The organism is Bacillus sp. IT-79MI2 (assembly GCF_949768135.1).
Lineage (GTDB): Bacteria > Bacillota > Bacilli > Bacillales > Bacillaceae_G > Bacillus_A > Bacillus_A pseudomycoides.
Window position 1 is genome coordinate 1 of sequence record NZ_CATKPV010000069.1, and the last position, 26,058, is coordinate 26,058.

Sequence of the window (26,058 nt, forward strand, 5' to 3'; positions counted from 1 at the left end):
ATTTCTTCCAAGTCTTGTCAAGGAATCAAACACAATGGTATCTCCTGTACGAACAAGACGTTTTAGCATTTTATAATTCTCTCGCTCCATATTTTTTCCAGATTCTTTATCTATGAAAATATCCCGTTCTTCTATCCCTAAATTCTTCACATTCTGAATTTGCCGTTCTTCGTTTTGATCTTTACTCGAAACTCGCACATATCCAAATTTTTTATGTTTCATATGCTACACCTCATTGATAATTATAGCAATTATGTCTGTAAAGGTATATAAAATAAACGGATGTCTGTAAAATAAGAAACGGATATTTATAGACGTGGTTTTTTATAGTTTCCTATATATCTGTAAAGGTATACTTTTATAGACGCACCAAGGGTTCTCCACATCTTTGAATACGTGGTAATAAAAAGTGGCTCAAAAGGTGTACCTTTCGGAACAAAAAAAGAACCCTAATCATTAGGATTCTGTACAGGAAACAACAAATATATAGAAGTAAGATAAAGAGAATTACTTATTATTATATCGCATATATGTATAATGTAATATTGAGAAAATGTTAAGAAATGGTCAAATCATTCTCATATGTATTATGTAGTAATAGTTGAAACGGCTTGTTTGTAAACAAGTTGCTGTTTACCATGAACCATCATAAGAATCGTAAATTTGTCCATTGCAAGAATCTGCCCAGTTATCCGAACCCCACTCTTTAAAAATACAGTGACTGGCTTTTTTTTTCTTTAAATAATTCATACGTTTTTTCTTGTAGACCATTCAAATGAATCCCTCCTTTTTATAATCGTATCATACTGAAATTTAAATACTGGTTTATACACGTATTTCTCAATATAGCCATTCAAAAGGAATCTCCTAGTATTATGGATTTGTTTTTTATTACAAGAAAGCTCATTTTTTCGTTTTAGGGTAATTCTGAATTCTTAAGTTGATGGGCATGGGTCACCATATCAAAAAAAGAAAATTGTACGTTTAGACACATTTTAGACGCAAAACAACCGATTCCTTGTACGTTAAGGATTCGGTTGTTTTTATTTTTATATTTATTGGACAGATGATTACTCCAAAATTGACGGATGCCCCTTCTACCCCATGGAGATGTGGCGTTCGCCCTTATAGAGCCTGCATCTAATCTCGTTTACTGATGAAATCTTTGTAAGCCGCAATTTTATATTCAAGCATCTCATCCGCAGCTTTTAACGTTCTGATTTGTTTCTTAATAGAGTGTTTATGTTCATCTAAAAGGCTTAACCGCTCTAGTGCGGTATGTTCTCCTTCTAAAACTAATGAAGCATACTTCTTTATTTTCGCAATAGGCATTTGTGTTTCTTTTAACTTGATAACAAATTGCAGCCATTTAATATGAGAATCGTTATATCGTCTGTCTCCGCTGGCATCACGACCAGGAATTATAATTTTTTCCTTTTCGTAATACCGCAAAGTATGTGTACTTATCTCTAAAATTTTAGCCACTTCACCAATGGTGTGCATAAGAAACCTCCACATTAATTTTTCTTGACTTAGAGCTTACTCTAATCATTATAATCAACTCATAGTTCATTCACAATAAAATCAATTGGATAAAATTCAGGAGGAATTTATATGAAATATACAGTTATTACAGGTGCCAGTTCAGGAATTGGGTATGAAACGGCTCTTGCTTTTGCGGCTCGCGGAAAAAACTTAATCGTAGCAGCTCGCAGAACGGAGGAATTGGAAAAGCTAAAATCAAAAGTGGCTGACATTAACGCAGACCTTGATGTTGTCATTCGAAACGTAGACTTATCTGTTACTACAAATGTTTATGAATTCTACGAAAGTCTTCAGGATTATCAAATTGAGACCTGGATTAACAATGCTGGGTTTGGAAACTTTGCTTCCGTTGGGGAACAAAATTTAAATAAAATTGAGACGATGCTTCACTTGAATATTGAATCATTGACCGTTCTGTCCTCTCTTTATGTACGTGACTATGCAAATGTTGAAGGAACGCAAATTATCAATATTTCTTCAGGAGGAGGATACCTGATTGTTGCCGATGCTGTGACCTACTGCGCGACAAAGTTCTATGTAAGTGCCTTTACAGAAGGTCTAGCACAAGAATTGAAAGAAAAAGGGGCAGTCATGCAAGCAAAGGTTTTGGCTCCTGCTGCAACTGAAACGGAATTTGCTAAACGTTCTTTGGATGCAGATGAATTCCAATATGAAGATGTAATTCCTAAATTTCATACTGCAAAAGAAATGGCTGGATTTATGTTAGATCTGTATGATAGCGAGAATGTTGTTGGAATTGTGAATGGAGAAACGTATGAGTTCCAATTAAGAGAACCAATTTTTCCGTATGTGACGAGAACAAGAAAATAATCTGGTGTACCCAATTTGAAGTTTTAGATCCTAAAGGAGCGTAAAAAACATGAAAAAGTTTAAAGACATTCAAAATAATCATTTAGCATTAACACAATACTATCGTTGGTATCAAGTATATGAAGTCCCATTTAACAAATATCGTCTAGAAAACCAGTTAGACATTTTAGGGGATGAAATTGAAATTTCATCTCAAGCTGGAACTTCTAAAGGTAAAAGTGGTTTAGAAGATAGATTAAAAATGTTTGAAGGATGGCAAAATGCGCATCATGTTGAAAACACATCAATCAAACAGTTGAACGATGAAGAACTTTCATTAGAAGCAGATATTCTTTATCAAAATATACGCCCAGATGATAGTAGATACAGCTACAGAATTCATTATTCAACAATCCTGAAACTTAGAGAGAATGACTTGCCTCCTTTTACAAAGGTCCATATAGAGCCAATCGGTAATGTGGAAAATCCACAATTTACATCTGCCTATGCAGACAATAGAGCAAAATCATTTATGCATTATTGGTTATATTTAATGGAAACAGCATCTGTGAACGGTGACAAATTCAAAGAATTACTAGCAGAACAATTTGAATTGAATTTAAGTACAGGTTCTGAAATCGATACATTAAAAGGATTTAACGAATGGTTGGCAACCGCTTCGAGTCAAGTGAAACAAAGCGGACATTATCCAAAAAACCTCTCAGTTACAGAAAATGTGGATAACACGATAAATGTTTCCGTAGATTTTGAATGGGAAGGTATTTCTGTGGATAATAAGCCAATGGTTGCAGAAACACATCATGAATGGGTGCTTGAAAATAATTTAGATGAGCGATTTGCTCGTATGAGAATGATGAAAGTAACTCAAACAAAGCCATTTCAAATAGTAGAATAATTTAGAACATAGCCTTTTTCTTTTATGATAGATAAAAGAAAAAGGCTATAGGCTTGATACGAACAAAAAAGAAAATCGTACGTTAATAAGTCGGCAATTCTTATTAGAGGTAGAAGGAGCAACCGTGCCGGGAAGTGCAAAGTAACTCCTAATAAATTGGGAGGGTTTCAACGTCGCTCTTTATGATATACCAAAATATGTTGACCAAGCGGTGGAAAGGTTAACATATTTTTCGTTAAAAATTTGTAATCGGTCGAATCCAATAGTTTTTTATATTAAGAGTGGGAACGTGAGGGTCAGTTCCCGCTCAACATTACCTCCATAGGAAAGGAATTCATGAAGAAAAAAATGATTTATTTATTCATATTTTTAGGTGTGGTATGTATTACAGTTTCATTGTTTTTAAGGTTCTGTTGCAAAGTTTTCTAAACTAAGCTACACTTTCGAAAAAGAAAACGAGGAGAATCACAGATGGGATATTTTAAAGGGAAACAGTTCAAGAAGGATATTATTTTAATAGCCGTTGGCTACTATTGTCGTTTTTCTTTAAGTTATCGCGATGTGTCTGAAATTCTCAAAGAACGTGGTATTTCTATTCATCCAACAACTATCATGCGCTGGGTTCATGAATATGGAAATCTTATCTATCACATTTGGAAAAAGAAAAACAAAAACATATTGTTATCTTGGCGTTTGGATGAAACCTATATCAAGGTGAAAGGGAAATGGTGTTATTTATATCGAGCAATTGATAAAGAGGGACAAACCCTTGATATTCAACTTCGTCAAAAACGGGACACACAAGCAGCATATGCTTTTATGAAAAGACTTGTTCGATCTTTTGGAGAACCAACGGTTCTGACGACAGATAAGGCCCCTTCTTTAGCTTCCGCATTCAAAAAATTAAAGGAGATAGGTCTTTACAAAAATACCTTTCATCGTACAAGCAAGTACCTCAATAATATCATTGAGCAAGATCACCGACATGTGAAACGTCGATTCTCCTGTTCTTTAGGATTTCAAAGTCTTCGCCATGCCTCACGTACTATTAAAGGTATAGAAACTGTTCATGCCATATACAAACAAAAACGAAGTCTTCAACCAAACTTCGTTTTTTCGACGTATAACGCATTACATGAATTATTAATAGTTTCATAAAACTGGTTCACAATATTCCCCATCTCTTTATATCTTCGGAAACTTTGCAACAGAACCCATTCTACAATCAAACATTTCAATAATTACATAGAACAAGATCATCGCCATGTGAAGCGCCGGTTTGCTAAATCCTCAGGATTTCAAACACTTCGCCATGCTTCACGTACAATAAAAGGAATTGAAACGGTTCATGCCCTATATAAACAAAGAAGAAGTCTTCAATCAGACTTCTTCTTTTCGACTTATAACGAATTACAAAAATTATTAACGGCTTCATAAAATTCAATTGCAATTCCTTCAACTTTTTATGTGTTAAAAAACTTTGCAACGGAACCTAGTAGATAATGCTCTACAGTGAGCTTTTGCAATTCCACCTGTACCTACAATTCCAATATTCATTACAAGAACATCTCCTTTAATTAATAATGTGCTTTAGAGTATTTAAAATTCCAATGGAATATTCACCTTGAACTAACATAGAATGCGCTTTTTTAGCTTCTTCTGTCGCGTTTTGTATTAAGTAACCATGTTGAACCGCTTTAAGCATTTTTAAATCATTCCCACTATCTCCAAACGCAATTGCATTTTCTCTTCTTAAATCGTATTTACCTAAAATAAACTTAACAATTTCATCTTTCCCAGTTCCAATCGGAATAAAATCTACATCATAGCAATCCTCTGGATCACCTGCTAATGGATTACACCGGTTAATATTAACCCCTACTTGATATTGCTCTGCAATTTCTTTTATATTTTTCAAACTTTTAGTATCTACAACTTCATTTTGTTTTTCATAATAAAAATTAAATTTGTATTTAGAGGTTCCTAATTGTGTCTGTGGTTGTAAAAAAACACCATAATCGCTTTCTAATAAATCAATGATTTCATCAATTTTTCCAGGTGCAAATCCACTATTATCAAGCTTTTCTTCCCATCTTTGATCAGTTAATGTAATACCATTACTATTAAAGTATGCTATTTCTGTCCCAAATCCACTTGCTATAAAATGAGGGAAATACTGGATGGATCCTTTTTTCATTTTTTCAATGATAGATTCTAAACTACTCCCAGTTACCCAACCAATTACTAGATGACCATTACTTCCTTGTTCATATAAGTACTCTTCTAACAATTTCATGTTATTTCTTTTGGATTCATCCATATCATGAGGGTAATAAGTTTCATCAAAATCACAAAACACTACAAATTTAGGATTTTCAACTTCTGGTAATCTTTCGAATGTTAAAGAATTTAAAGTTTTATTATTTAGTAACATTAATTAATCCCTCCATCACATAGTCTTCTTCTTCTAATGTTATATTTGGGTATAAAGGTAAATGTAATATCTCTTTATGAACTAACTCTGTATTTAATAAATTAGCATTTATATATTTATCCTTAATCAAACAAGTGTTTTGCTTATGAGCTAATACAGGGTAATAAATATCTGTTTCAATGTTATACAGCTGTTTCAACTTCTTTTTCAGCTCATCCCTCTTCCCATTTCTAACTCTAATAGGGAACAGGTGCCATACATTGTCTTCCGTCATCTTAGATAGTTGTATTAATTCTTTATTCATTAATCCCTTTAGATTATTTATATATCGCTGAGCTAAATATACTCTTTTAAAATTGTTATACGATAAATGTTTAATTCTCTCCAAACCAATTGCTGCTTGTAAGTTATCAATTTTAGAATTGAAGCCAAAATCTAATACCTTTTTATTTTTCTTATCGACTTCAAAACTGTGATAGCTATATTGATTACACTGAATTGCAAGATCTTCATCATTACTAACGATTGCGCCAGCTTTACCACAAACACCGAAGTTTTTATATGGATTAGAACTGAGAACTAAAATATCTCCGTATTTCCCAAGATCCGAAGAACCTATAGCCTGACAAGCACCCTCAACAATTCTCAATTGATAAGTATCTGCAATTTGACGGATCTTTTTCATATTACATTGTTTACCATACAGATGTACTAGTAAAATACATTTTGTTTTTGGAGTAATGGCTTCTTCTATTTTAGTTGGATCCATGTAGTAATTTTGACGATCTATGTCTACAAAAACAGGTTTTGCTCCAATTGCTAACACAGCATTCTCTGTAGCAGCAAAACTATTAGCAGGCATAATTACCTCATCGTCTGGCTGGATTCCAATAGATAATAATGAAACCATAAGAGCATCTGTACCACTACTTGTTGCAATTACAAATTGCTTGTTTAAATACTCCCCGATTACTTCCTCTAACTTTTTTGAAAATGGGCCACTTGTAAATTGTCCTGTCGGTAATACTTCTTTTAAGGTTCTCATTATTCCGTCAATTTCTTCTGTAGAAATTAAACGGTTTACAGGCATGAATTCTATTTTCTGTATATTTTTCTGCTATAATTGAAAATATCTTTATTTATATCGACATTATTATCCAATTTATTATCTTTAAATAATTTTTTTCATTTTATGATTCGGTAATATATTGCTAATTTCGAATTCAATACCTTTTGTTTCGCCCTGTAAGTATTTCAATAAGGCTAAATGATCTTTGCTATGACCAGAAACTGTAGTAAGAGTTTTCACGTTAAAATCACCTCTAAGAAATTATTTTAAAGATCATGAATAGAATATATTTTATGTTAACGATTACATGTCAACATTTTTTTTTATGGAGTGATTCTATGGTAACAATTAAAGAAATAGCCAAACTATGTAATGTATCAAATGCCACAATTTCAAGAGTGTTAAATAATCATCCTTATGTAAATTCAGAAAAACGCGAAAAAATATTGAGAGTAATGAAAGAGTTAAACTATACTCCTAGTTCTATTGCTAGGAATCTTAGGATAAATAAAACACAAACCATAGCCCTATCCATTCCTAATATTGCTCATCCTTTTTTTGGTCAACTTGCTAAAGAGATATCTAAAGAATTATTAAAACACAATTATAAATTACTGATTTATCAGACTTTTTACGAAAAAAAAATAGAACTTGAATTACTAGCATTGTTAGAAAATAAAGCTGTGGATGGTGTAATTCTCGCATCCTTAGAAAATAAGTGGAAAGATGTGGAGTGTTACTTAACACATGGTCCAATACTACTGTGTAATGAATATGAGGAAACTGCTCCTATTCCAATAATCTGCTATGATGAATATGAAGCGGGCTATAAAGCAGTTAAACATTTAATTAGTAAAGGACATGAGAAGATTGGTTTTTGCTACGATTCGCTTAATAGTCAAGCTCAATTAAAACGTAAACAAGGATATCTTCATGCTCTAGAAGAAAAACAGCTATCATATAAAAAAGAATGGCTATTTGGAAATGCAATTACTGTTGAAGATGGGTTTAGAATTTTTGAGAAGTTAAATAATTTAAAAGACAGACCTACGGCATTATTTACTGGTAATGATCAAGTAGCAGCTGGAGTTATTAAAAATGCTACTTTAAAAGGGTATAATATTCCAACTGACCTTGCCGTTTGTGGCTATGACAATCAGTTAATTTGTAAAGTTACAAGTCCAACAATAAGTACTATTGATATTCCAATAGTTGAATCAAGCAAACGTGTTGTTAGTGAAATACTAATATATATAGATTCAAAAGATAGTATTGGCCGTAAAATTATTCAATACCCTACGAATCTAATTATTCGTGAATCGACATAAATGTAATTGGTCATTTTATATGAGATGAGCTATTCATGCAAAAGATAATTGTTGAGAAACTTATATATGAAGATAAAATCTTCAATTTTGTAATACAATGAATTTTTTCGGACTATTATTCTTGCATTTTTGCAGTAACTTATAACATATTGGGGTATGGCAACATGCCCATCAAGCTAATATTCTGAAGTGTCCCCAAAACGAAAAGTATATTATTTTACAGTTATTTATGAGAATTCAACTCATTTTCTTCGTTTTGGGGAACTACTAATTTCTTAAGTTGATGGGCATGGTCACCATACCCAAAAAAGAAAATTGTACGTTTAGACATGAAATTGACACATTTCGATCAGTTCCCTGTACGTTAAGGAATTAGTTTGTATATTTGAGGAGATGTGGGAGACCGGTGTAAATTTAGGGAAATCCAATATTTTCTATTCAAATATGATAGAATAGAAGTATATCCAAAACGGAGGAACAACAAATGAACTCAAACACAAAGCAGTTTATTTATGATATCCAGCAAAGAAAGAATAATTATATAGAAGATGTATTAACAGCAATACAACACCCTAAAAAAGAGGAATCTGAACAGGTCATTCAAAATATAGTAGAGAAGATGGATATGATGATTAGTTTAGTTACTACTTACATGGCTATTGAATCAGAATCTATGAAAGAATTAAGAGAGCTTCAGGAAGAAGTTATTCATGCTCAAGCATATATTCAAAAACGAAAATTTGAAGAAACACAGAGATAAAACCCTGTGTTTTTACTTGATCGTCTATGACACTAATCTTTTATAAATCAAATTAGGTATAATTTGATTATTGTTTTGGCATAATCCATACAATTTGTTGAATGCGTACAATATACGGTACCGTATCTTCAATGAGCAAATGATCTGGTTTCACATCCTTTAACTTTCCTCTTACATTACCTCTTACAGTTTCAATAACCACATGTTTACCAATTACTGATTGTAATGTCTGATATACGTAGGGATTTGGTACACTTACCATATTTTGTTCACTAAAGTCATTTCCCTCCAAATAACTCATTCTATAAGACTCCTTTCTAACTTGCATTCTTTCTCTTAATATATGATATAAATCTTATAAATATGCTAGAAGGATAATTCATTATATGAACGAAAATAACATTTTAATAAGGTACGTTTTCTATTTCTAAATTACTAAAAAATTATTTATATAAGGTTATTTTTACTAGTTAATAGGTAATGATATAGGGATATTTTGAATGTACATCTAGGTTGTTCCTTTCAAGATATTTATCATTTTATATACGCCCTTTATTAGAATACTGCTTATACTTTTTTTGAGATTCTTTAGTAATACGTGCGTTAAGTAAAATTGCTAACAACAAAAACACTCCATATTTTCCCCCTGTAGCTCTTATGATAATCACAGATTCTGTTGCAAAGTTTCCGAAAACATAAAAAGATGAGGAATATTGCGGACCAGTTTTATGAAGATAGTAATAATTCATATAATGCGTTATATGTCGAAAAAGCGAAGTTTGGTTGAAGACTTCGCTTTTGTTTGTATATGGCATGAACAGTTTCTATACCTTTAATAGTACATGAGGCATGGCGAAGACTTTGAAAGCCTAAGGAACGGGAAAATCGACGTTTCACATGTCGATGATCTTGCTCGATGATATTATTGAGGTACTTTATTGTACGATGAAAGGTATTTTTGTAAAGACCTATCTTCTTTAATTTTTTGAATGCGGAAGCTAAAGAAGGAGCCTTATCTGTCGTCAGAACTGTTGGTTCTCCAAAAGTTCGAACGAGTCTTTTCATAAAAGCATATGCTGCTTGTGTGTCTCGTTTATGAAGAAGCCGGTAATGAACGACATGCAAAAGTGAGATATTATTAAAAAATCTTTCATTTCAGCATTTGAGATTTTCTCCAGTACCCTCTATCTTTATGATACAAAATCAAAGCAATCACTAAAATTCCTGATGCAATCCAAATTGATCTGTTCCCTATATGAGTGGTAGTAAATGTGCCTAACAACGCACCAAGTATAAAAGAAAGAATAATCACAAGAAATTCTTGAAATCGCTTTTTCTCTTCCTGATCATGTTCTATAAATGCTAAATATGCTGCCTGCGTTACAGTTCGAAGATTCCCTGTTGTCATCGTTGAATTGTAGGCCCACTTGTCTAGTTTATTAAAAGTGGAGATCTGTAAAGATGATACAAACGCAATACATACCGTTATCACTATGTTAGGGATACTTTTGGGCAAGATACCTACAATGATTAAAACTATACATTCCAGTATTAGAATAGAGCGTCTATAACTATGCAATACATGTCTTATATGAGGAATCTTTACTACCTCTGATATTAAAACACCTAACATAAAAGCTAAAATAGGCGGGATATATAGCAAAGCATTATGCCATTCTCCGTTAGCTGCTCTTATAGCGAGTAATACTACATTCCCTGTCTGCGCATTGGCAAATACTCCGTCCCTACTGATGAAAGTATACACATCTAGAAAGCCTCCAACTACTGCTAACAAAGCACCCAAATAAATAGAGTTTGAAGATAATGAGGGGATTGTACCTAGTTTGTCTTTCATATTATTATCTCCTTGTACCTTATATTGCATATATTATCTAATTATACAAATAACAATATTATTTTGATAATATTTACAAGATATTCGTAATTTATATCTTGATGTTTCTTCCTTTTACTTTTTCCTAATATGATATAATACCATACCAAGATTTTCACCTACAATCAACACAATTTTTTAACATGTTTTAATTGTTTAATTTCGTTCACTTATCAGCCTGAACTAATCTTATTAACAGTAAGGTGGTACCTACGGTACAATTTGAGTTTTCGTAACCTGGTGGAAATGATGGAGGAAAGAGGATTATCAATTGCTCACACAACAATTATGCGCTGGGTTCATCAATATGGACCTCAATTAGAAGAGAAAGTACGACATCATCTTAAATCAACAAATGACTCGTGGAGAGTCGATGAAACTTATATTAAAGTAAAAGGACAATGGATGTATTTATATCGTGCGGTCGATTCAGATGGTAATACAATTGGTTTTTATCTAAGTAAATCAAGAGATAAACAAGCAGCCAAGCGCCTTTTTAAGAAAGCCTTGGCTTTTTCCTACGTTTCTAAACCTCGCGTGATAACAGTAGATAAAAACCCTGCCTATCCTGTAGCGATTCAAGAGTTGAAAGATGAGAAACATATGCCTGAAGGCATACAATTAAGGCAAGTTAGATATCTCAATAATATAGTGGAACAAGATCATCGTTTTATTAAGAAACGTGTGCGTTCTATGTTGGGATTCAAGTCATTTAAAACAGCAATCTCTATATTGAATGGTGTTGAAGCCATGCATATGATGAAAAAAGGACAAATTCCCCGACAGGTGAAGTCTACCCAAAATGAAGTTGAATTTGTATATAACTTGTTTGGAATTGTATCATAATCTGGAATTGAACAGACCGTGTAGGTTCTATGTCTCTATTAAATGATTTTTGCACCAGAACCAAAAAATGAATCCTCAGAATCATTTTTAAGAGGATTTATTAGCCTATTTAATAGAATAGTACTTGCGGTTAATGGTTCTGTTGCAAAGTTTTTTAAACTAAGCTATATTCTAGAAAAATGAGACGAGGAGAATGACAGATGGGATATTTTAAAGGAAAACAATTCAAACAAGACATTATTTTAGTAGCCGTCGGCTACTATTGTCGTTTTTCTTTAAGCTATCGCGATGTATCTGAAATCCTGAAGGAACGTGGTGTTTCGGTTCATCCGACAACCATCATGCGATGGGTTCATGAATATGGAAACTTGATCTACCAAATTTGGAAGAAGAAAAATAAAAACGTACAATTGTCTTGGAAATTGGATGAGACTTATGTAAAAGTCAAAGGAGAATGGCGTTACCTATATCGTGCGATTGATAAAGAGGGTTACACATTAGATATTCAACTGCGTAAAAAGCGAGATCATCAGGCCGCATATGGCTTTATGAAAAGATTAGTGAAAAAGTTTGGAGAACCAACGGTTCTAACAACAGACAAAGCTCCAGCATTACTTTGTGCGTTTAACAAATTAAGGGAACAAGGCTTTTATAAACATACAACTCATTGCACAATCAAGCATTTGAATAATCTCATAGAACAAGACCATAGACATGTAAAGCGACGTTTTGCCAAATCCGCAGGATTTCAAAGTCTTCGCCATGCTTCACGTACCTTGAAAGGAATCGAAACGATTCATGCCATACATAAACGAAAACGCAGTTTGCAACCAAACTGCGTTTTTTCAACATACAATGAATTACAGCAATTACTTAGAATTGTATAAAATCCATCTGTAATCAGCCCAATTTTTTATCTGTTAAGAAACTTTGCAACAGAACCATAAATTTTTAGCTTGATAGCAATGGGGTACCGCCAGCATTTCGGAAAAAAACCACGCTAAGCAAATTCCGACAAAAAAAGAGCCGGATTTTACTCCGCTAAGAGTAAACCGGCTCTTTTTTATTTAATGGGCGTAAATTACGTAAACTTGAATCATATGCTACATCAAAGTTATATTCACCTAGAAAGTTTATGTGCTCCCAACCTAATGGGGACACGTGGGGCATTAACTCTTCCCTGAATTCTCCCTTTTTTTTGAGCTCTTCTGTAGCTTCCTCTAAATAAACCGTGTTCCAAACACTAATAGCATTGATTATGATATTGAGTGCACTTGCTCGTTGTAATTGATCTTGGAGAGCGCGTTCTCTAAATTCACCAAGTTTTCCAAAGAAGATAGCTCTGGCAAGTGCATTCACAGCTTCACCTTTATTTAATCCCCTTTGTATACGTCTTCTCAAAGTTTTACTTGAAATATAATCCAGGGTAAATATCGTTTTTTCTATTCTCCCCATTTCCCGAAGTGCTTTAGCAAGCTTATTCTGTCTTGCGTAAGAACCTAATTTTCCCATGATTAAAGCTCCAGAAACTTTACCTGTCCTTACAGAGTACGCTAAACGTAATACATAGTCGTAGTTTTCTTGAATTACCTTTATATCTATCTTGCCTCTAAGAAGTGCTTGTACATCAGGATATTCTTGAATGCCATTTATAGTAAACAATTTAGTATCAGCTAAATCACGAAGACGAGGGGCAAAACGAAACCCAAGTATATGAGTTAAACCAAATACTTGATCAGTATACCCAGCTGTATCTGTATAGTGTTCTTCAATGTTAAGATCTGTCTCATGATGTAGTAAACCATCAATAACATGAACAGCATCACGAACATTTGTATTAATTACTTTTGTATAAAAAGAAGAGAACTGATCACTAACAAAGCGATAAATTGTAGCGCCTTTTCCTGTACCATAATGAGGGTTTGAATCAGCATGCAAAGAAGATACGCCTACTTGCATGCGCATACCATCAGAAGATGATGTAGTTCCATCTCCCCAGTATGTTACTAACTTTCGTTGGTGATGAAAGTTGACTAAAACCGCTTGAGCACGATTCATAGCATCTTCATACATTCTCCATTGAGCAACATTGGCCATTTGTCTATAAGAAATACCTGGAGTAGCTTCCGCCATCTTAGTTAGACCTATGTTTGTTCCCATAGCCATAATGGTTGCCAACAGAATATTCTTTTCTTCCTCATTAGGAGCTTTATTGCTTGAGGCATGAATAAATTGTTCATGAAACCCAGTCCAACTCGCCACCTCTAGTAATAAATCTGTTAGTTTTATCCTAGGTAACATACTGTATAGACGGGAACTATAGACTTTTGCTTCTTCAGGTGTATCTTTATCGAGTCGGTGAACATAGAATTTACCTTTTTCTATATCAACTCCCTCTAGGTCGTTACTATTTCGAGATAACCAATCTAAACGTTGGTTTAGCGAGTCTATACGTTCCATTAAATATTCTTCAACTCTGATCGGGACCGCAAGAAAATCTTGCACACTAGTTACACTTTTCCAATTCTCTTGAGATACAAGATAATCATCAAATGCTTTATGTTGCCTACTTCCAGGAACAAATATGTCTCCTGATCGAATATAGTTTCTTAATTCTGTCAGTGCTGCAAGTTCATAGTAATGACGATTAATATTCCCCTCCTCATCATACACATGATTTTGCCAACGATTTGAAACAAAACTAAGATTCGCGTCTATTGGTACTTTTCTCTTACCAGTTTCATTTAACTCATGGATGGTTTCCAATGCTTGCAAAACAGGTTCAGCAGACTTCGTTGCTCCAAACTTAAATGTTTGTAATAGTGTAGGTGTGTATTTTCTTAAGTAAGAGTATCGAGTTTCCAATAAATCCAAATAATCATAGTTAACAGGCCTAGATAGCTGTTTAGCTTCTTCAACTGATTCTACAATTTTATTCCAGGGCATTACACCATCTAATGCTGTAAAAGCATCTATTCCTTCTTCTTTTGCTTTAATAAGTGCATCACATATACCTTGGCCCAGTACCAGCGTTGCTGTAACCAGGGGCAAAGTAGCAAATAATGATATATTATTTCTACTCTGTGCCATTCATTTGTATTGCTAATTATCTTTTTGTTGTATTTTACGATACAGCGTCATGCGAGAGATACCAGCTTTTTCTGCAGCATCAGTACGATTCATTCCTTGATCTATAAGATATAAAGCATAATTTACCTTTTCTTCATCAGTTTTGGGTCTTCCGGGATGCTTCCCACGTTTCTTGGCTGCTATGATTCCCTCTTTTGTTCGTTCAGAGGTCAAATCTCTTTCAAATTGAGCAATCCCTGCAAAAACAGTAAAGAGCATTTTTCCGTGTGCTGTTGTTGTATCAAGCCAAGCTTCTTTTAGACTTTTCAAGTTTACTCCTTTTTGAGAAATGAGTTCGGCAATTTCAATTAAATCTTTTGTAGAACGAGAAAGACGAGTCAAATCTGTTACTACTACTGTATCTCCTTGGCGTAGAAATTCTAACATACGATTCAACTCAGGACGATCTCGTTTAACTCCTGTTATTTTTTCAAAGAAAATACGTTCACAACCGGCTTCTTTTAATTGTTGTTCTTGGCGATCTAAATTTTGATCAATCGTAGACACTCGCATATATCCAAATTTCATGTAATTCTTCCTTTTTTTATTTTTATTGTATCAAAAATGTCTTTTAATATATATTGTTACAAATAATTTTGTTACACATTTTTGTTACGCCGGGATTGCTGGTTTACTTGACTTCATATTTTGATACAAACTGCTGTAACAAAAATGGTCGTTTTAGTTACAATCCTTAGCTTACAAAAATCAAGGTTTTCACTTCCGAAAAATGTCTTAACGTGGTTTTTATGTCATTTGGCTGACGGGACCCCAATAAAAAAATGAAACCCGTTAGGGTTTATTTGATATGCAGAATTTCCAATAATCTACACTGGTTTTTTAGAAAAAGAAAAAAGCCATTTTTGAAAATGACTTTTATTAACCTGAGCTTGATAGCGATGTGCTGTGTCCCAAAAAAAGTTTTATGCTAATCTATTTCTTCCCATCTTTCATGCTATAATACCCTAAATTAATCACAATTAAGAAATAACCACCCATAATTCCGGCAGCAAATGTCCATATGACACTATGGTGTTCAATCTCATACATAATAATCGCACCGAGTATCGCTGCTGCAAACCGATTAATCATACCAAGCGTCGGTGTTTTTGTTTTTTTTACAATGCTATCTCCAAACTTTTCAATACGCCTTCCTAAAATCCAAACACAATACATACTAACAAGCAAGCCAATGCTTGCACCTAAAAAATGGGGCGAAAAAGGCGTCATAATCCATCCTAATAACATCGTGCCTAGCAAATAATACATTTGTATTTTAAATGCCCTTAGTGCCATACGAATCATGCTGTACTCCTTTACCTTTCTCATTGAGACTTTATTACTTAGGCTCAAGGGTCTTCTTCTTTTCTTCCAGTATAATTTGATTTATTTTAATTAAGGTATCGGTCATTTGCTGCAAGGCTTCGATATCAATTTTAGAGAAGTATTTCTCAATAAGTAAATCATCTAGCTGAGACAATCGTTCTATATACTTGCTACCGTTAGGACCAAGTGTAAGGAAATACTCACGTTTATTGTTAGGATTTACGTGTTTCGAAATCATATTATGTTTCTCCAATTTAGATAAAACTTGGCTGACAGCACTTTTGGATATATTAAAAGTGGTCGCAATACTGTTAGCTGTAGTATTTTTATTTAAATTAATATAGATTATCATGTTCTCTTGCTGCGCTGTAAGACCAAACTCATTCTTTAACTCCTGAGATAGTAAAATGTTTAATTCATTGTAGGCTCGGTTCATGTCGGTAATTACTTCTTTATAAGAACTGGTCATATTATTCTTCCTCCAATCATTCTGTTATTTCATTGTACGCCGTTTTTTCGTTTCGACATATAGTTAAGTTTAATTAACTTAACTATATGATATCTTTATGTTAGTGTAAAGGAAAAAGTAAGCAAATTTGTTTTGATTACTTTTTTCGGAATTATAATAAAGGGGAAATTAGACGCATTAGGGATTCCAGTATTCGTTTTCGAATACTACGTTTTTGAAATGATTTCCATCGAATTTCAGACGAATGGTTAAAGTCCTCTTCAAAATCACGTTTAATATCAAGAACTGTCTTAGATTCATAAAGTACGCTAATGATTTCATAATTTAGTTCAAAGCTACGGACATCCATATTTGCTGTGCCAATTGTTGCAATTTCATCATCTACAAGTACAATTTTAGCGTGCACAAAACCATCTTTATAGCTGTAAATTGAAGCACCGGCTTTTAGAAGTGGTGTGAAGTATGATTGAGATGCTAGATCACTAATAATTCTATCTCTCTTACCTGGATATAGAATACGGACATCTATTCCAGCTATTGCACTTAAACGTAGTAATGTTAATGTTTCTTGGTCCGGAATGAAATAAGGTGTTGCGATCCAAATTGCTTTCTTAGCAGAACCTATAACAGCAAGTAAAGTATTACGAATGTTTGTATCATCTGAACTTGGTCCACTTGCTACAATTTGAATAGCACCTTCTGCATGAGAATTTTGTTTACCTGGAAAGTATTTTTTATTCATAAATTGATTCCAAGAATAAGTATTTAAACCATTAGTGGCATAAAGCCAATCTTCAAGGAATATTGCTTGTAATTTGTACAATGCTTTTCCTTCTATTCTTAAGTGGCTGTCACGCCAAATTGGGAATTTTTTAGAACGACTAAGATACTCATCGCCAACGTTGAGCCCACCTGTAAAACCAATCTCTCCATCTACAATGACAATTTTACGATGGTTACGATAATTTATTGTTTCAAGTGGCCATGATGAAAGAATAGGATCAAATGCCACAACCTCAATTCCTACATCTTTCATGGGTTGTAAGAAACGATTTCGTAATGAATTGCTTCCGATCCCATCATAAAGAAAGCGTACAATTACACCAGATTTTGCTTTCTTAATTAATGCATCGCGAATTTTTGTACCAATTTCATCTGCTCGATAAATAAAGTATTGAATATGTATATGATGTGTAGCATTTTCAATAGCTTGTATAATGTTTGTAAATGTTTGATCCCCATTTGTTAAGAGTTTTGTTGTGGTATTATTGGCAACAGGACCGCCACCGAATTTTTGTACAACCTGTGTTAAATAAGTAGAACGCTCACTTAATGAGGAAGTGAATGATAAATCTAGGCGTTTTCCTTCTAAAATCTCACGGAATAATTTTCTTTGCTCTTCTGAACGATGTAGATGCTTCTTTCTTCTCCAACGACTTCGGCCAAAAAGAGAGTACAAAATTACACCAACACCGGGAAGAAGTGCTAATACTAAAAACCATGCTAAAGTACTTTGTGGGGAACGGTTTTCGATAAAAATAATGAAGGCAATTCCTACTATTGTGATAGACCATAGTACGTCGACAAAGTTGTATAGTGAGATAATGGATATATTCAACAGAAAGAGAACGATAGAGACAAGTGTAAATACAAATAATAATTGAACTTTAGGGTTTTTCATCTTTATAAAATTCACCTATTCTTTCTTAAATATAGGATTCATATATGGAAGCTGTAACCTAACATTTCTATAAGGGAGAATCACAGGGTTGCTGCTCTAGTCCGTCATATCATTTACATAAATGGAATTTTGTGATATTCCATTTATGTAAATGATGCTGAATAAAGTCGAGCTCATGAAAGCCAAAGAGATACAAGGGAAATCCCTTGTATCTCTTTGGCTTTAGATCTACTCTCTCTACACTGACTCAGTAGATAAAGAACCTTTTTGTTTATCTTTCCCTTTGAATACAGCCAGTACCATAATTATAAGAGATACAAGTCCAAGAAACCCCATCGCCTGAACATATGAGCCTATCCCGTATCCTCCAAAGAAGAAGCTGTTACGAAATGCTTCTACACTGTACTTAAAAGGAGTCCAAGAATACAACCAGTGTTTTGTCACATCCGGAAGAAATTCGTGTGCCAGTGATAAGGTTGGCATAGAAAAGAAGAAGACTACCATTAATATTGGTACCCCGACACGGCCAATCCAGTTGAGTACTGCACTTTGCAAAAGGAAGAACATGAAACCAAAGAAAAGTAATAATAAGAAAATTTCTCCTTGGTTCGGTATGTTTACATCGAGTATGGTATGAGCAATGAAAAGGGTTAAACTTGCAATTACCGTCACGAAAACAGAACCTGCAAGAATCTGTGATAGGACTGATTTTCCTGTAACGCGTCCGTTTGTAAACTTTTGGACAGCTATAAATAAGACTAAGGAGCTGATAAGAGTAGTAATCCATAAGATTTGTGTCAGCATTATAGGAATATTTCCATTACCTGTACGTGCTTGAACTGGATGAATCAACTCCGTTTTAGCAATAAATGGGTTTGCCAATAACTTTGCCTGTTCAGTTGTTAGTGTCATATTTCTTTGTGAAAGCTGATCAAGCAAGGTATTACGGATATTTTCGTTTATCCCTCCAATGAACCTATCAATCATTTGGCTCGAAACCATTGCGGCATTATAGTTCATTCCTTGATTCACCAAGACTTGTACCTCGGCTTGTTGTCCCTTAGGTGTGGTCAGCGATACAAGTTGCTGGGATATTTCTGGTGGAAACACGATGGCAGCGTAGTACTTCTTATCCTTCATCCCTTGCAATACATCTTCTTGCGTTTGTAAGAACGTCCATTTAACTGGGCTTTGCTTATTTTGCAGAATTTGCTCTTTTATTTTATCTCCTAAATTTACACTTCCTTGTCCTGGTAAGTTCACACCTGTATCCTGTATTACCATAGCGATCGGCAAGTCTTTGGGTATAGGATTAACAGTTGAACCCATAAAAGCAAAACTAGCGATGATAACAGCAGCCATAATACCTAAAACGCCACCTAGAATCATCTTTTGTTTGAAAAATTGCTTTACTGTAAGCATTTTAAATTATTCCTCCTAGCATTCATCCAACAAAAAGATAGATAACGAACAACATGTAGTTTATAATAAAAACATGTTGTTTATAATGAAATTATATCGTTTTTACTACACATTGCAATTTACATTTAGGGCATAAATGTAAGATAAGAAACAACCGGATGAAATCTGTTGTTTATAATGATAATAACGAACAGGGAGGTATAAGATGTTGAAAAAGGCGGATCTGCGGATTATTCGGACAAAGAAATTTATATATGATGCTTTTATCAAACTGATAGCGGAAAAGGGATACGATGCTATTACCATTCAAGACATCACAGATGAGGCACTCATCAATCGAGCAACATTTTACTCGCATTACAGGGATAAACAAGATTTGTTAACAAAGCTTAGTGAGAATGTACTAGGAGAGTTGACAAGTAAGATGGTCCTATATGCCCATGTGCAGGGACATCAAATAGATCTTTCGGAATTCGAGGGGATTTTACAATCCATATTTGAGTGTATATTAAAACATGCAGACTTTTATAAAAGCATGCTTGGACCTCATGGCATTCATGATTTTAACCTAAAAATGCAGCAGACTATTATGGATAATCTTGAACAAAATTTCATTGAGCTTAAAATTGAAGACCATGACTTAGATATTCCAAAGGATATGGTATTCCATTTCATCACTTCCTGTGTTGTTGGGATGGCAATTTGGTGGCTTCAAAATGACATGAAATATTCACCGAAATATACTGCAAAACAATTAGTGAAGCTTATGACTAAAGGACCCTTGTGTGCAGTGGGTTTTACTTTGTTTAATGAGGGCTAGAAGGAGCAACTGTACAGGGAAGTGCAATTGCCTTACTTGGTGATCCACAGCTATTAATTTTAGATGAACCGACAAACGGACTTGATCCAGAGGGGATTCATGAGATTCGTACGTTAATTAAGCAATTAGCAAAAGAAAGAGGAATTACCATCCTTATATCTAGTCACTTATTAAGTGAAATTGATCAAATGGCAACTTATGTTGGTATCATTGCAAAAGGAAAGCTTATTTTTCAAGACAAAATAGAAACATTGCGCCGCCATGCTCAGCATTCTATTACACTTAGGACAGACAAACCAGATGCAGCTTGGAAGCTCATTCTCGCTAAAGGGATTCCTTCTATGCAAGAGGAGAATCAAATTATTCTATCAAATGTATCAAATGAAACTGTTGGCGAAATTGTAAAAACACTTGTAACACATAACATTTCTGTATTCCGAATTGAAGAAAATAAAAAGTCACTCGAAGAAATATTCTTACAGCTTATAAAGGAGGAAGAGACACATGTACAAACGCCTCTTTCAATCTGAACTTTTAAAAATAAAAAGAAAGTGGATTTGGTTTTTAATCTTTTTAGGACCAATAGGTGTTATTTCTCTTCAAGCATGTAACTTTTTTCTTCGATATGATTGGTTGACAAAGAAATATGCGAAAGACTTATGGAGCGGCCTCATTTCTGAAGCTCAACCGCTTGCTCTCACAACTCTTATATTAGGAATTACGATTGTTACTTCTTTAATTGCACACATAGAGCATCATTCTAGTTCATGGAAGCATCTCTTATCCTTACCTATTAATAAGCGACATATTTTTCTAGTAAAATTCATACTGGTAGTTTTCCTGCTCGCTGTATCTTGTTCCTTATTATTGCTTGGCATAGTTGGATTGGATTTAGCATTACAATTCGATGCTTCAATTCCATGGATTTCTATATTTAAAATGAGCTTCTATCCTTATTGGTCGGCACTGCCAATTGTAGCGCTACAACTATGGATTGCTATCATATTTCAAAACCAAAGTATCGCATTTACAATCGGACTTTTAGGAACTATTTTCACAATATTTTCAGTAGCTCTTCCCAATTGGTTCATATGAAGATGGCCAAGCCTACGTATTGACTGGGGGTCTCCACTTCTATGTGTAGCAATAGGCCTAATCGTTGGTATATGTATGTTATGTATTGAAACAGCAGATTTTACTAGAAGGAATGTGCATAAATAATGCTTTGGCTTAAAACCATACAAGCTGAATTTTATAAAATGAAAAAAACCAAAATATGGACATTACTATTTTTAAGCCCGATTTTAGCAGGAGTAACAGCTTATGCAAATGCCTCAAACTATCCCGATTATAAACATTGGGAGTTAATTTATAATATCATGATAATGGTACATGGTATGTTGCTTCTTCCATTATTAACAGGCATTTTCACTGCATTTATTTGCCGATATGAACATTCAAATGGTGGTTGGAAACAACTTTTAGTACAACCTATATCACGATATCACGTCTATATTATAAAATTTCTCTTTATTCTCTTATTTATAGGTGCGATGCAAGTCTTCTTCATTATAAGTTATATTAACGTTGGACAACTTTTGCATGTCCCTGGGCCATTCCCTCTAGCTACTATAGTAAAAAGTGTAGTAGGCGGCTGGATTGCTACCCTCCCTTTAATCGCCTTACAATTATGGGTTTCAAGTATTTGGTCCAGCTTTGCAGCACCGATTGCTTTAAATGTTATAGCTTCCATACCCGCTATGATAATTGCGAATTCTGCAAGGTTCGGTCCCATCTATCCATGGTCCCAACCTTTTCTCGCTATGCTTCCTAAAGAAGGCTCTGGGCTGTTTTATATCTCTGTTCAAACACTAGTATTTGTCGTAATCGGGAGCTTTGTGATTTTATTTATAGGTGGCTTTGTTCATTTTATGAAAAAAGCATATTAATTTTTTACATACAAATAGCCCAAAACTGTTTCAAAGCAGGATTGGGCTATTCAGCCTAACTAAACATACAAATCATATCCATATATAATAGAAACAATAATCCCAACTACCACTATCCCAGGTAATAAATTTGCCACTTTTATCTTAATAAATCCAAGCAAATTGAGTCCGATTGCAAAAATCATAATACCACCAGTCGCAGTCATTTCTACGATAAACTGATTCATTAGCTTCTCTGGTACAACACTATTAATTTGCGTCGCGAAAATCGCAATACCTCCCTCATATAAAATGACTGGTATTGCTGAAAATAGTACGCCTATTCCGAGTGTTGTCGTTAAAATAATAGAAATAAATCCATCAATAATTGCTTTTGTAAATAGCACATCATGATTGCCTCGGATACCGCTATCTAAAGCTCCAAGTATCCCCATTGCTCCGATGGCAAAGATTAATGTAGCTGTCACAAATCCGAGAGATATACTCCCTTCTCCTTTTGAGCCAACCTTTTTTTCTAGCCAATCCCCTAAACTCTTTAACTTTTCTTCTAACTCCAACCATTCTCCAATCACTGCACCAATGACAAGACTTATAATTACAACGAGAAAGTTTTCACTTTTCAATCCCATTTGAAGACCAAGTACAGTAACAGCTAAACCAATTGTATGCATAACTGTCCCTTTCATACTTTCTGGAATATTGCTTAATAGTTTACCTAATATAGTACCAATTAGTATACAAATTCCGTTCACTACTGCTCCTAATATAACCATTATGCCTTCTCCATCCTCTTCAACCATTATTTTTTAATTTTTATATCTAACATACAACAAAATACACGGAATTTTAACAGAATTTTCAAAAGCACACAAGTAAAATCGACTTATGTATTGTATTTTTTCCTCGTTTCATGTTACCGTAATATTGCATACACTATAAGATGAGCTCTCAATACATGCCTATAATCTAACAGAAGCATCTTTTATCCTACATATCATGTCTAACATACATAAAGTGAAACTTTAATCAGCTCTCACCAATCAGACTTTTACGGGCAGTTCATCTCCCACCTGAACCTCTTTGCTTCCGCTGAATTTTAAGACGGGAGTGTTACTGTCCATAAATAGCGGGATAAACTATTAAGCACTTACTCATTTTTGTACATATTATATGAAACTCTCATCATTGAACTTTCTAAAAGGAAGTCATGATATAAAAAGAAAAAGGAAAGATAACTATGACACCTTTATTTAAACGATTTATTTTAATAGCAATTCTCATTACACCGATTGTTTTATTGATAAATAACTCCTTTACATCAAAAGCAAAAGATATAGCTGGGGTAGAAAATAAAACGGAAAAAGCAACGGACACAAAGAAGAAAGAGAATCCTGAAATTACAATTACTTTCTCTGGTGATACGATGTTCGATTGGAATTTACGACCAGCTATTCAAAAAAACGGTGCTGATTATCCGTTCCAGCATGTGAAAGATGAAATAACCAAAGCTGATATCTCCTTTATAAACTTGGAATCTGCATTTACAACACGGGAGAAAAAAGCCCCTGGTCAGTCATTCTGGATCAAAAGCGATCCTTCCACACTACAAGCTATTAAAAACACAGGCTATGACATTGTGAATATTGGCAATAACCATACGCTCGACTATGGACAAGATGGTTTAATGGATACGATATCTCATGTAGAAAAACTAAAACTCCCTTATATTGGAGCTGGAAAAAATGCAGATGATGCATACACCGCTAGAGAAATCACAGTAAAAGGGAAAAAAATTAAATTCCTTTCCTTTGTTCGTTTTATGCCTGACTTTACCTGGGTATCTGGTAAAGACAAGCCAGGTGTTGCAAATGGATATGATATCAATCTAGTAACAAAAACGATTAAAGAACAAAAGAAAGACGCCGATTATCTGATTGTGTATATGCATTGGGGTGTTGAAAAATCTAATAGACCTGTAGACTACCAAAAACAATATGTACCGAAAATAGTCGAAGCTGGTGCTGATGCGATTGTTGGAAGTCACCCACATTGGTTACAAGGATTTGAATACTACAACAAAGTCCCTGTCGCTTATTCATTAGGAAACTTCCTGTTCCCTAACTATGTAAAAGGGAAAAGTGCTGAAACAGGTGTATTAACTCTTACATTTAAAGGAAAAGATGTACAAATGTCATTTAATCCTTATATCATTCGTAATGATCAAATTTCACCAGTCACTCCTGAGGAAAAGAAAAAAACATTACAATATTTACAAACCGTTTCAACTGATGTAGAAATTGATGAAACTGGAACAATTAAAAATAAACGTAGTTAGAAAGAAAGGAAGCTTTTTACTAAAAAGCTTCCTTTCTTTTTGTATATTAAATTAACAAATCAAACAAAACAGGATTTTTATTTAGCTCCATAAATTGAATATTATTTTTTTGAAAACGGCTAATTAATGGCTCATAATCTTCCTTATGTTTTAGCTCCACCCCAACAAGTGCAGGCCCATTTTCTTTATTGTGTTTTTTAATATACTCAAAACGAGTGATGTCATCTTCTGGTCCTAATCCTTTATCAAGAAATTCTCGCAATGCTCCTGAACGTTGCGGAAATTCAATTATAAAATAATGTTTTAACCCTTCGTAAATGAGAGAGCGTTCTTTCATTTCCTGCATTCTATCAATATCGTTATTTCCACCACTTAACGTACAAACAACGGTTTTCCCTTTAATTTCGTCCTTATAAAAATCGAGTGCCGCAATTGAAAGAGCACCAGCTGGCTCCGCAACGATTGCATTTTTCTTGTACAATTCTAAAATCGTTGTGCAAATTTTCCCTTCAGGAATCAATACAATATCATCCAATACGTCTTTACACGTTTCAAAGGTTAATTTCCCTACCTTTTTGACAGCTGCTCCATCAACGAAACTATCGATTTTTTCTAGGGCCACGTTTTCATTTTGTAAAAAAGCTTCTTTCATCGATGCTGCTCCCTTTGGTTCCACACCGATTACTTTTGTCGTAGGACTCACACCTTTTACATATGTACCAATACCTGATGCTAAACCACCGCCACCAATTGCTGTGAAGACATAATCCACATGTTTCTCCATATCGTGTAAGATTTCAACAGCGACTGTCCCTTGACCCGCAATTACATATGGATCATCAAACGGATGAACAAACATCATGCTATTTTCCTCACAATAGTGCTGCGCTTCTTGGAAAGAGCTATCAAATGTGTCCCCAACTAACACAATTTCCGCATAAGTACCACCAAAAAATTGTACTTGAGATACTTTTTGCTTAGGTGTTGTTGTTGGCATAAAAATTTTAGACTGAATCTTCAATAAATTACACGTATAAGCAACCCCTTGCGCATGATTACCAGCACTAGCACATACAACCCCATTTTGTAATTGTTCTTTCGATAAGCTTTGAATTAAATTGTAAGCACCTCGAATTTTAAACGAACGAATTACTTGTAAGTCTTCTCGTTTCACATATACATCACATTCATATTTCTCAGATAAAACTGAATCCCGCTGGAGCGGTGTTTTATTGACGATATCCTTCATATGATTATGAGCCACAAGGATATCTTCGATTTTCACTCTCTCCCTTACATTTTGCACCATCTCGTATCATTCCTTA

At 34.2% G+C, this 26,058-nt stretch carries 24 protein-coding genes and 5 pseudogenes; 13 read left to right on the plus strand and 16 right to left on the minus strand.

The window, feature by feature from the left end:
• The 3 genes and pseudogenes from ACM6HU_RS17785 to ACM6HU_RS17795 all read right to left on the minus strand — a co-directional run.
• Positions 1-222 (minus strand): recombinase family protein (locus ACM6HU_RS17785; RefSeq protein ID WP_414848353.1); only part of this gene is annotated, 222 nt, incomplete at its 3' end.
• 365 nt (positions 223-587) lie between these two features.
• Positions 588-775: pseudogene (gene hfq, locus ACM6HU_RS17790) on the minus strand (RNA chaperone Hfq).
• A gap of 365 nt (positions 776-1,140) precedes the next feature.
• Positions 1,141-1,503 (minus strand): MerR family transcriptional regulator, encoded by a 363-nt coding sequence (locus tag ACM6HU_RS17795; RefSeq protein ID WP_016132729.1) that lies wholly within the window; start codon positions 1,501-1,503, stop codon positions 1,141-1,143.
• Between the two features lie 111 nt (positions 1,504-1,614).
• On the opposite strand from ACM6HU_RS17795, the gene ACM6HU_RS17800 reads away from it, so the two are divergent.
• From ACM6HU_RS17800 to ACM6HU_RS17815, 4 genes are all read left to right on the plus strand, one after another.
• Positions 1,615-2,376, plus strand: coding sequence for an SDR family NAD(P)-dependent oxidoreductase (locus tag ACM6HU_RS17800; protein WP_016132728.1), 762 nt, complete (start codon positions 1,615-1,617; stop codon positions 2,374-2,376).
• A gap of 49 nt (positions 2,377-2,425) precedes the next feature.
• On the plus strand, positions 2,426-3,271 hold the full coding sequence (locus tag ACM6HU_RS17805) for a hypothetical protein (RefSeq protein WP_016114406.1): 846 nt from the start codon (positions 2,426-2,428) through the stop codon (positions 3,269-3,271).
• A 471-nt stretch (positions 3,272-3,742) separates the two neighbouring features.
• Positions 3,743-4,429 (plus strand): IS6 family transposase, encoded by a 687-nt coding sequence (locus ACM6HU_RS17810; RefSeq protein ID WP_016114405.1) that lies wholly within the window; start codon positions 3,743-3,745, stop codon positions 4,427-4,429.
• A gap of 21 nt (positions 4,430-4,450) precedes the next feature.
• A complete protein-coding gene (locus tag ACM6HU_RS17815; protein ID WP_414848357.1) occupies positions 4,451-4,708 on the plus strand; it encodes a DDE-type integrase/transposase/recombinase in 258 nt (85 codons plus the stop codon).
• Positions 4,709-4,844: 136 nt separating this feature from the next.
• Here ACM6HU_RS17815 and ACM6HU_RS17820 read toward each other — a convergent pair whose 3' ends face one another.
• Both ACM6HU_RS17820 and ACM6HU_RS17825 read right to left on the minus strand, forming a co-directional pair.
• Entirely contained in the window at positions 4,845-5,705 is an 861-nt protein-coding gene (locus tag ACM6HU_RS17820) for an HAD-IIB family hydrolase (RefSeq protein ID WP_016114404.1), read from the minus strand.
• Positions 5,692-7,014, minus strand: a pseudogene (locus ACM6HU_RS17825) (DegT/DnrJ/EryC1/StrS family aminotransferase). Before ACM6HU_RS17825 ends, ACM6HU_RS17820 begins: the two are co-directional and overlap by 14 nt.
• Positions 7,015-7,112: 98 nt before the next feature.
• Between ACM6HU_RS17825 and ACM6HU_RS17830 the strand changes: the two are divergent.
• On the plus strand, positions 7,113-8,102 hold the full coding sequence (locus ACM6HU_RS17830) for a LacI family DNA-binding transcriptional regulator (RefSeq protein WP_016114401.1): 990 nt from the start codon (positions 7,113-7,115) through the stop codon (positions 8,100-8,102).
• 484 nt (positions 8,103-8,586) lie between these two features.
• The gene (locus ACM6HU_RS17835) at positions 8,587-8,862 is read left to right on the plus strand and encodes a hypothetical protein (RefSeq protein WP_016131314.1); all 276 of its coding nucleotides are present in this window, start codon (positions 8,587-8,589) and stop codon (positions 8,860-8,862) included.
• Between the two features lie 67 nt (positions 8,863-8,929).
• Here the strand turns inward: ACM6HU_RS17835 and ACM6HU_RS17840 are convergent, their stop codons facing one another.
• From ACM6HU_RS17840 to ACM6HU_RS17850, 3 genes and pseudogenes are all read right to left on the minus strand, one after another.
• Positions 8,930-9,163: a YuzF family protein gene (locus ACM6HU_RS17840; protein ID WP_002068860.1), complete on the minus strand. Its 234-nt coding sequence runs from the start codon at positions 9,161-9,163 to the stop codon at positions 8,930-8,932.
• A 425-nt stretch (positions 9,164-9,588) separates the two neighbouring features.
• Positions 9,589-9,966, minus strand: a pseudogene (locus tag ACM6HU_RS17845) (DDE-type integrase/transposase/recombinase); the annotation flags it as partial.
• Positions 9,967-10,012: 46 nt separating this feature from the next.
• Positions 10,013-10,717, minus strand: a complete 705-nt coding sequence (locus tag ACM6HU_RS17850; RefSeq protein WP_016114399.1) for a YoaK family protein — start codon at positions 10,715-10,717, stop codon at positions 10,013-10,015.
• 198 nt (positions 10,718-10,915) lie between these two features.
• On the opposite strand from ACM6HU_RS17850, the gene ACM6HU_RS17855 reads away from it, so the two are divergent.
• Positions 10,916-11,602, plus strand: coding sequence for an IS6 family transposase (locus ACM6HU_RS17855; protein WP_077295779.1), 687 nt, complete (start codon positions 10,916-10,918; stop codon positions 11,600-11,602).
• A gap of 200 nt (positions 11,603-11,802) precedes the next feature.
• Positions 11,803-12,489 (plus strand): IS6 family transposase, encoded by a 687-nt coding sequence (locus tag ACM6HU_RS17860; protein ID WP_275857269.1) that lies wholly within the window; start codon positions 11,803-11,805, stop codon positions 12,487-12,489.
• A 154-nt stretch (positions 12,490-12,643) separates the two neighbouring features.
• On the opposite strand, the pseudogene ACM6HU_RS17865 reads toward ACM6HU_RS17860, so the two are convergent.
• The 6 genes and pseudogenes from ACM6HU_RS17865 to ACM6HU_RS17890 all read right to left on the minus strand — a co-directional run.
• Positions 12,644-14,614, minus strand: a pseudogene (locus ACM6HU_RS17865) (Tn3 family transposase); the annotation flags it as partial.
• Positions 14,615-14,704: 90 nt separating this feature from the next.
• Positions 14,705-15,259, minus strand: coding sequence for a recombinase family protein (locus ACM6HU_RS17870; RefSeq protein ID WP_016132722.1), 555 nt, complete (start codon positions 15,257-15,259; stop codon positions 14,705-14,707).
• Positions 15,260-15,664: 405 nt separating this feature from the next.
• Complete coding sequence (locus tag ACM6HU_RS17875) at positions 15,665-16,036, minus strand: ATP synthase subunit I (RefSeq protein ID WP_016114392.1); 372 nt, start codon at positions 16,034-16,036, stop codon at positions 15,665-15,667.
• A gap of 34 nt (positions 16,037-16,070) precedes the next feature.
• Positions 16,071-16,526 carry a MarR family winged helix-turn-helix transcriptional regulator gene (locus tag ACM6HU_RS17880; protein WP_016114391.1) on the minus strand — a complete coding sequence of 152 codons (456 nt, stop codon included), beginning with the start codon at positions 16,524-16,526 and terminating at the stop codon, positions 16,071-16,073.
• Between the two features lie 151 nt (positions 16,527-16,677).
• Positions 16,678-18,207: a cardiolipin synthase gene (locus ACM6HU_RS17885; RefSeq protein ID WP_016132721.1), complete on the minus strand. Its 1,530-nt coding sequence runs from the start codon at positions 18,205-18,207 to the stop codon at positions 16,678-16,680.
• 237 nt (positions 18,208-18,444) lie between these two features.
• Positions 18,445-19,629 (minus strand): YhgE/Pip domain-containing protein, encoded by a 1,185-nt coding sequence (locus ACM6HU_RS17890; protein WP_414848354.1) that lies wholly within the window; start codon positions 19,627-19,629, stop codon positions 18,445-18,447.
• Between the two features lie 205 nt (positions 19,630-19,834).
• On the opposite strand from ACM6HU_RS17890, the gene ACM6HU_RS17895 reads away from it, so the two are divergent.
• The 4 genes and pseudogenes from ACM6HU_RS17895 to ACM6HU_RS17910 all read left to right on the plus strand — a co-directional run bounded on the left by ACM6HU_RS17895 (position 19,835) and on the right by ACM6HU_RS17910 (position 22,398).
• Positions 19,835-20,449 carry a TetR/AcrR family transcriptional regulator gene (locus ACM6HU_RS17895; RefSeq protein WP_098161472.1) on the plus strand — a complete coding sequence of 205 codons (615 nt, stop codon included), beginning with the start codon at positions 19,835-19,837 and terminating at the stop codon, positions 20,447-20,449.
• A 17-nt stretch (positions 20,450-20,466) separates the two neighbouring features.
• Positions 20,467-20,979, plus strand: a pseudogene (locus ACM6HU_RS17900) (AAA family ATPase); the annotation flags it as partial.
• On the plus strand, positions 20,954-21,544 hold the full coding sequence (locus tag ACM6HU_RS17905; RefSeq protein ID WP_242227316.1) for an ABC transporter permease: 591 nt from the start codon (positions 20,954-20,956) through the stop codon (positions 21,542-21,544). The pseudogene ACM6HU_RS17900 and the gene ACM6HU_RS17905, both read left to right, overlap by 26 nt.
• A gap of 125 nt (positions 21,545-21,669) precedes the next feature.
• Positions 21,670-22,398: an ABC transporter permease gene (locus ACM6HU_RS17910; protein WP_077295659.1), complete on the plus strand. Its 729-nt coding sequence runs from the start codon at positions 21,670-21,672 to the stop codon at positions 22,396-22,398.
• A 59-nt stretch (positions 22,399-22,457) separates the two neighbouring features.
• Here ACM6HU_RS17910 and ACM6HU_RS17915 read toward each other — a convergent pair whose 3' ends face one another.
• Complete coding sequence (locus ACM6HU_RS17915) at positions 22,458-23,171, minus strand: DUF554 domain-containing protein (protein WP_016114384.1); 714 nt, start codon at positions 23,169-23,171, stop codon at positions 22,458-22,460.
• 464 nt (positions 23,172-23,635) lie between these two features.
• On the opposite strand from ACM6HU_RS17915, the gene ACM6HU_RS17920 reads away from it, so the two are divergent.
• Positions 23,636-24,733: a CapA family protein gene (locus tag ACM6HU_RS17920; RefSeq protein ID WP_414848355.1), complete on the plus strand. Its 1,098-nt coding sequence runs from the start codon at positions 23,636-23,638 to the stop codon at positions 24,731-24,733.
• A gap of 46 nt (positions 24,734-24,779) precedes the next feature.
• Here the strand turns inward: ACM6HU_RS17920 and ilvA are convergent, their stop codons facing one another.
• Entirely contained in the window at positions 24,780-26,042 is a 1,263-nt protein-coding gene (gene ilvA, locus ACM6HU_RS17925) for a threonine ammonia-lyase IlvA (protein ID WP_088094626.1), read from the minus strand.
• Positions 26,043-26,058: the final 16 nt, after the last annotated feature.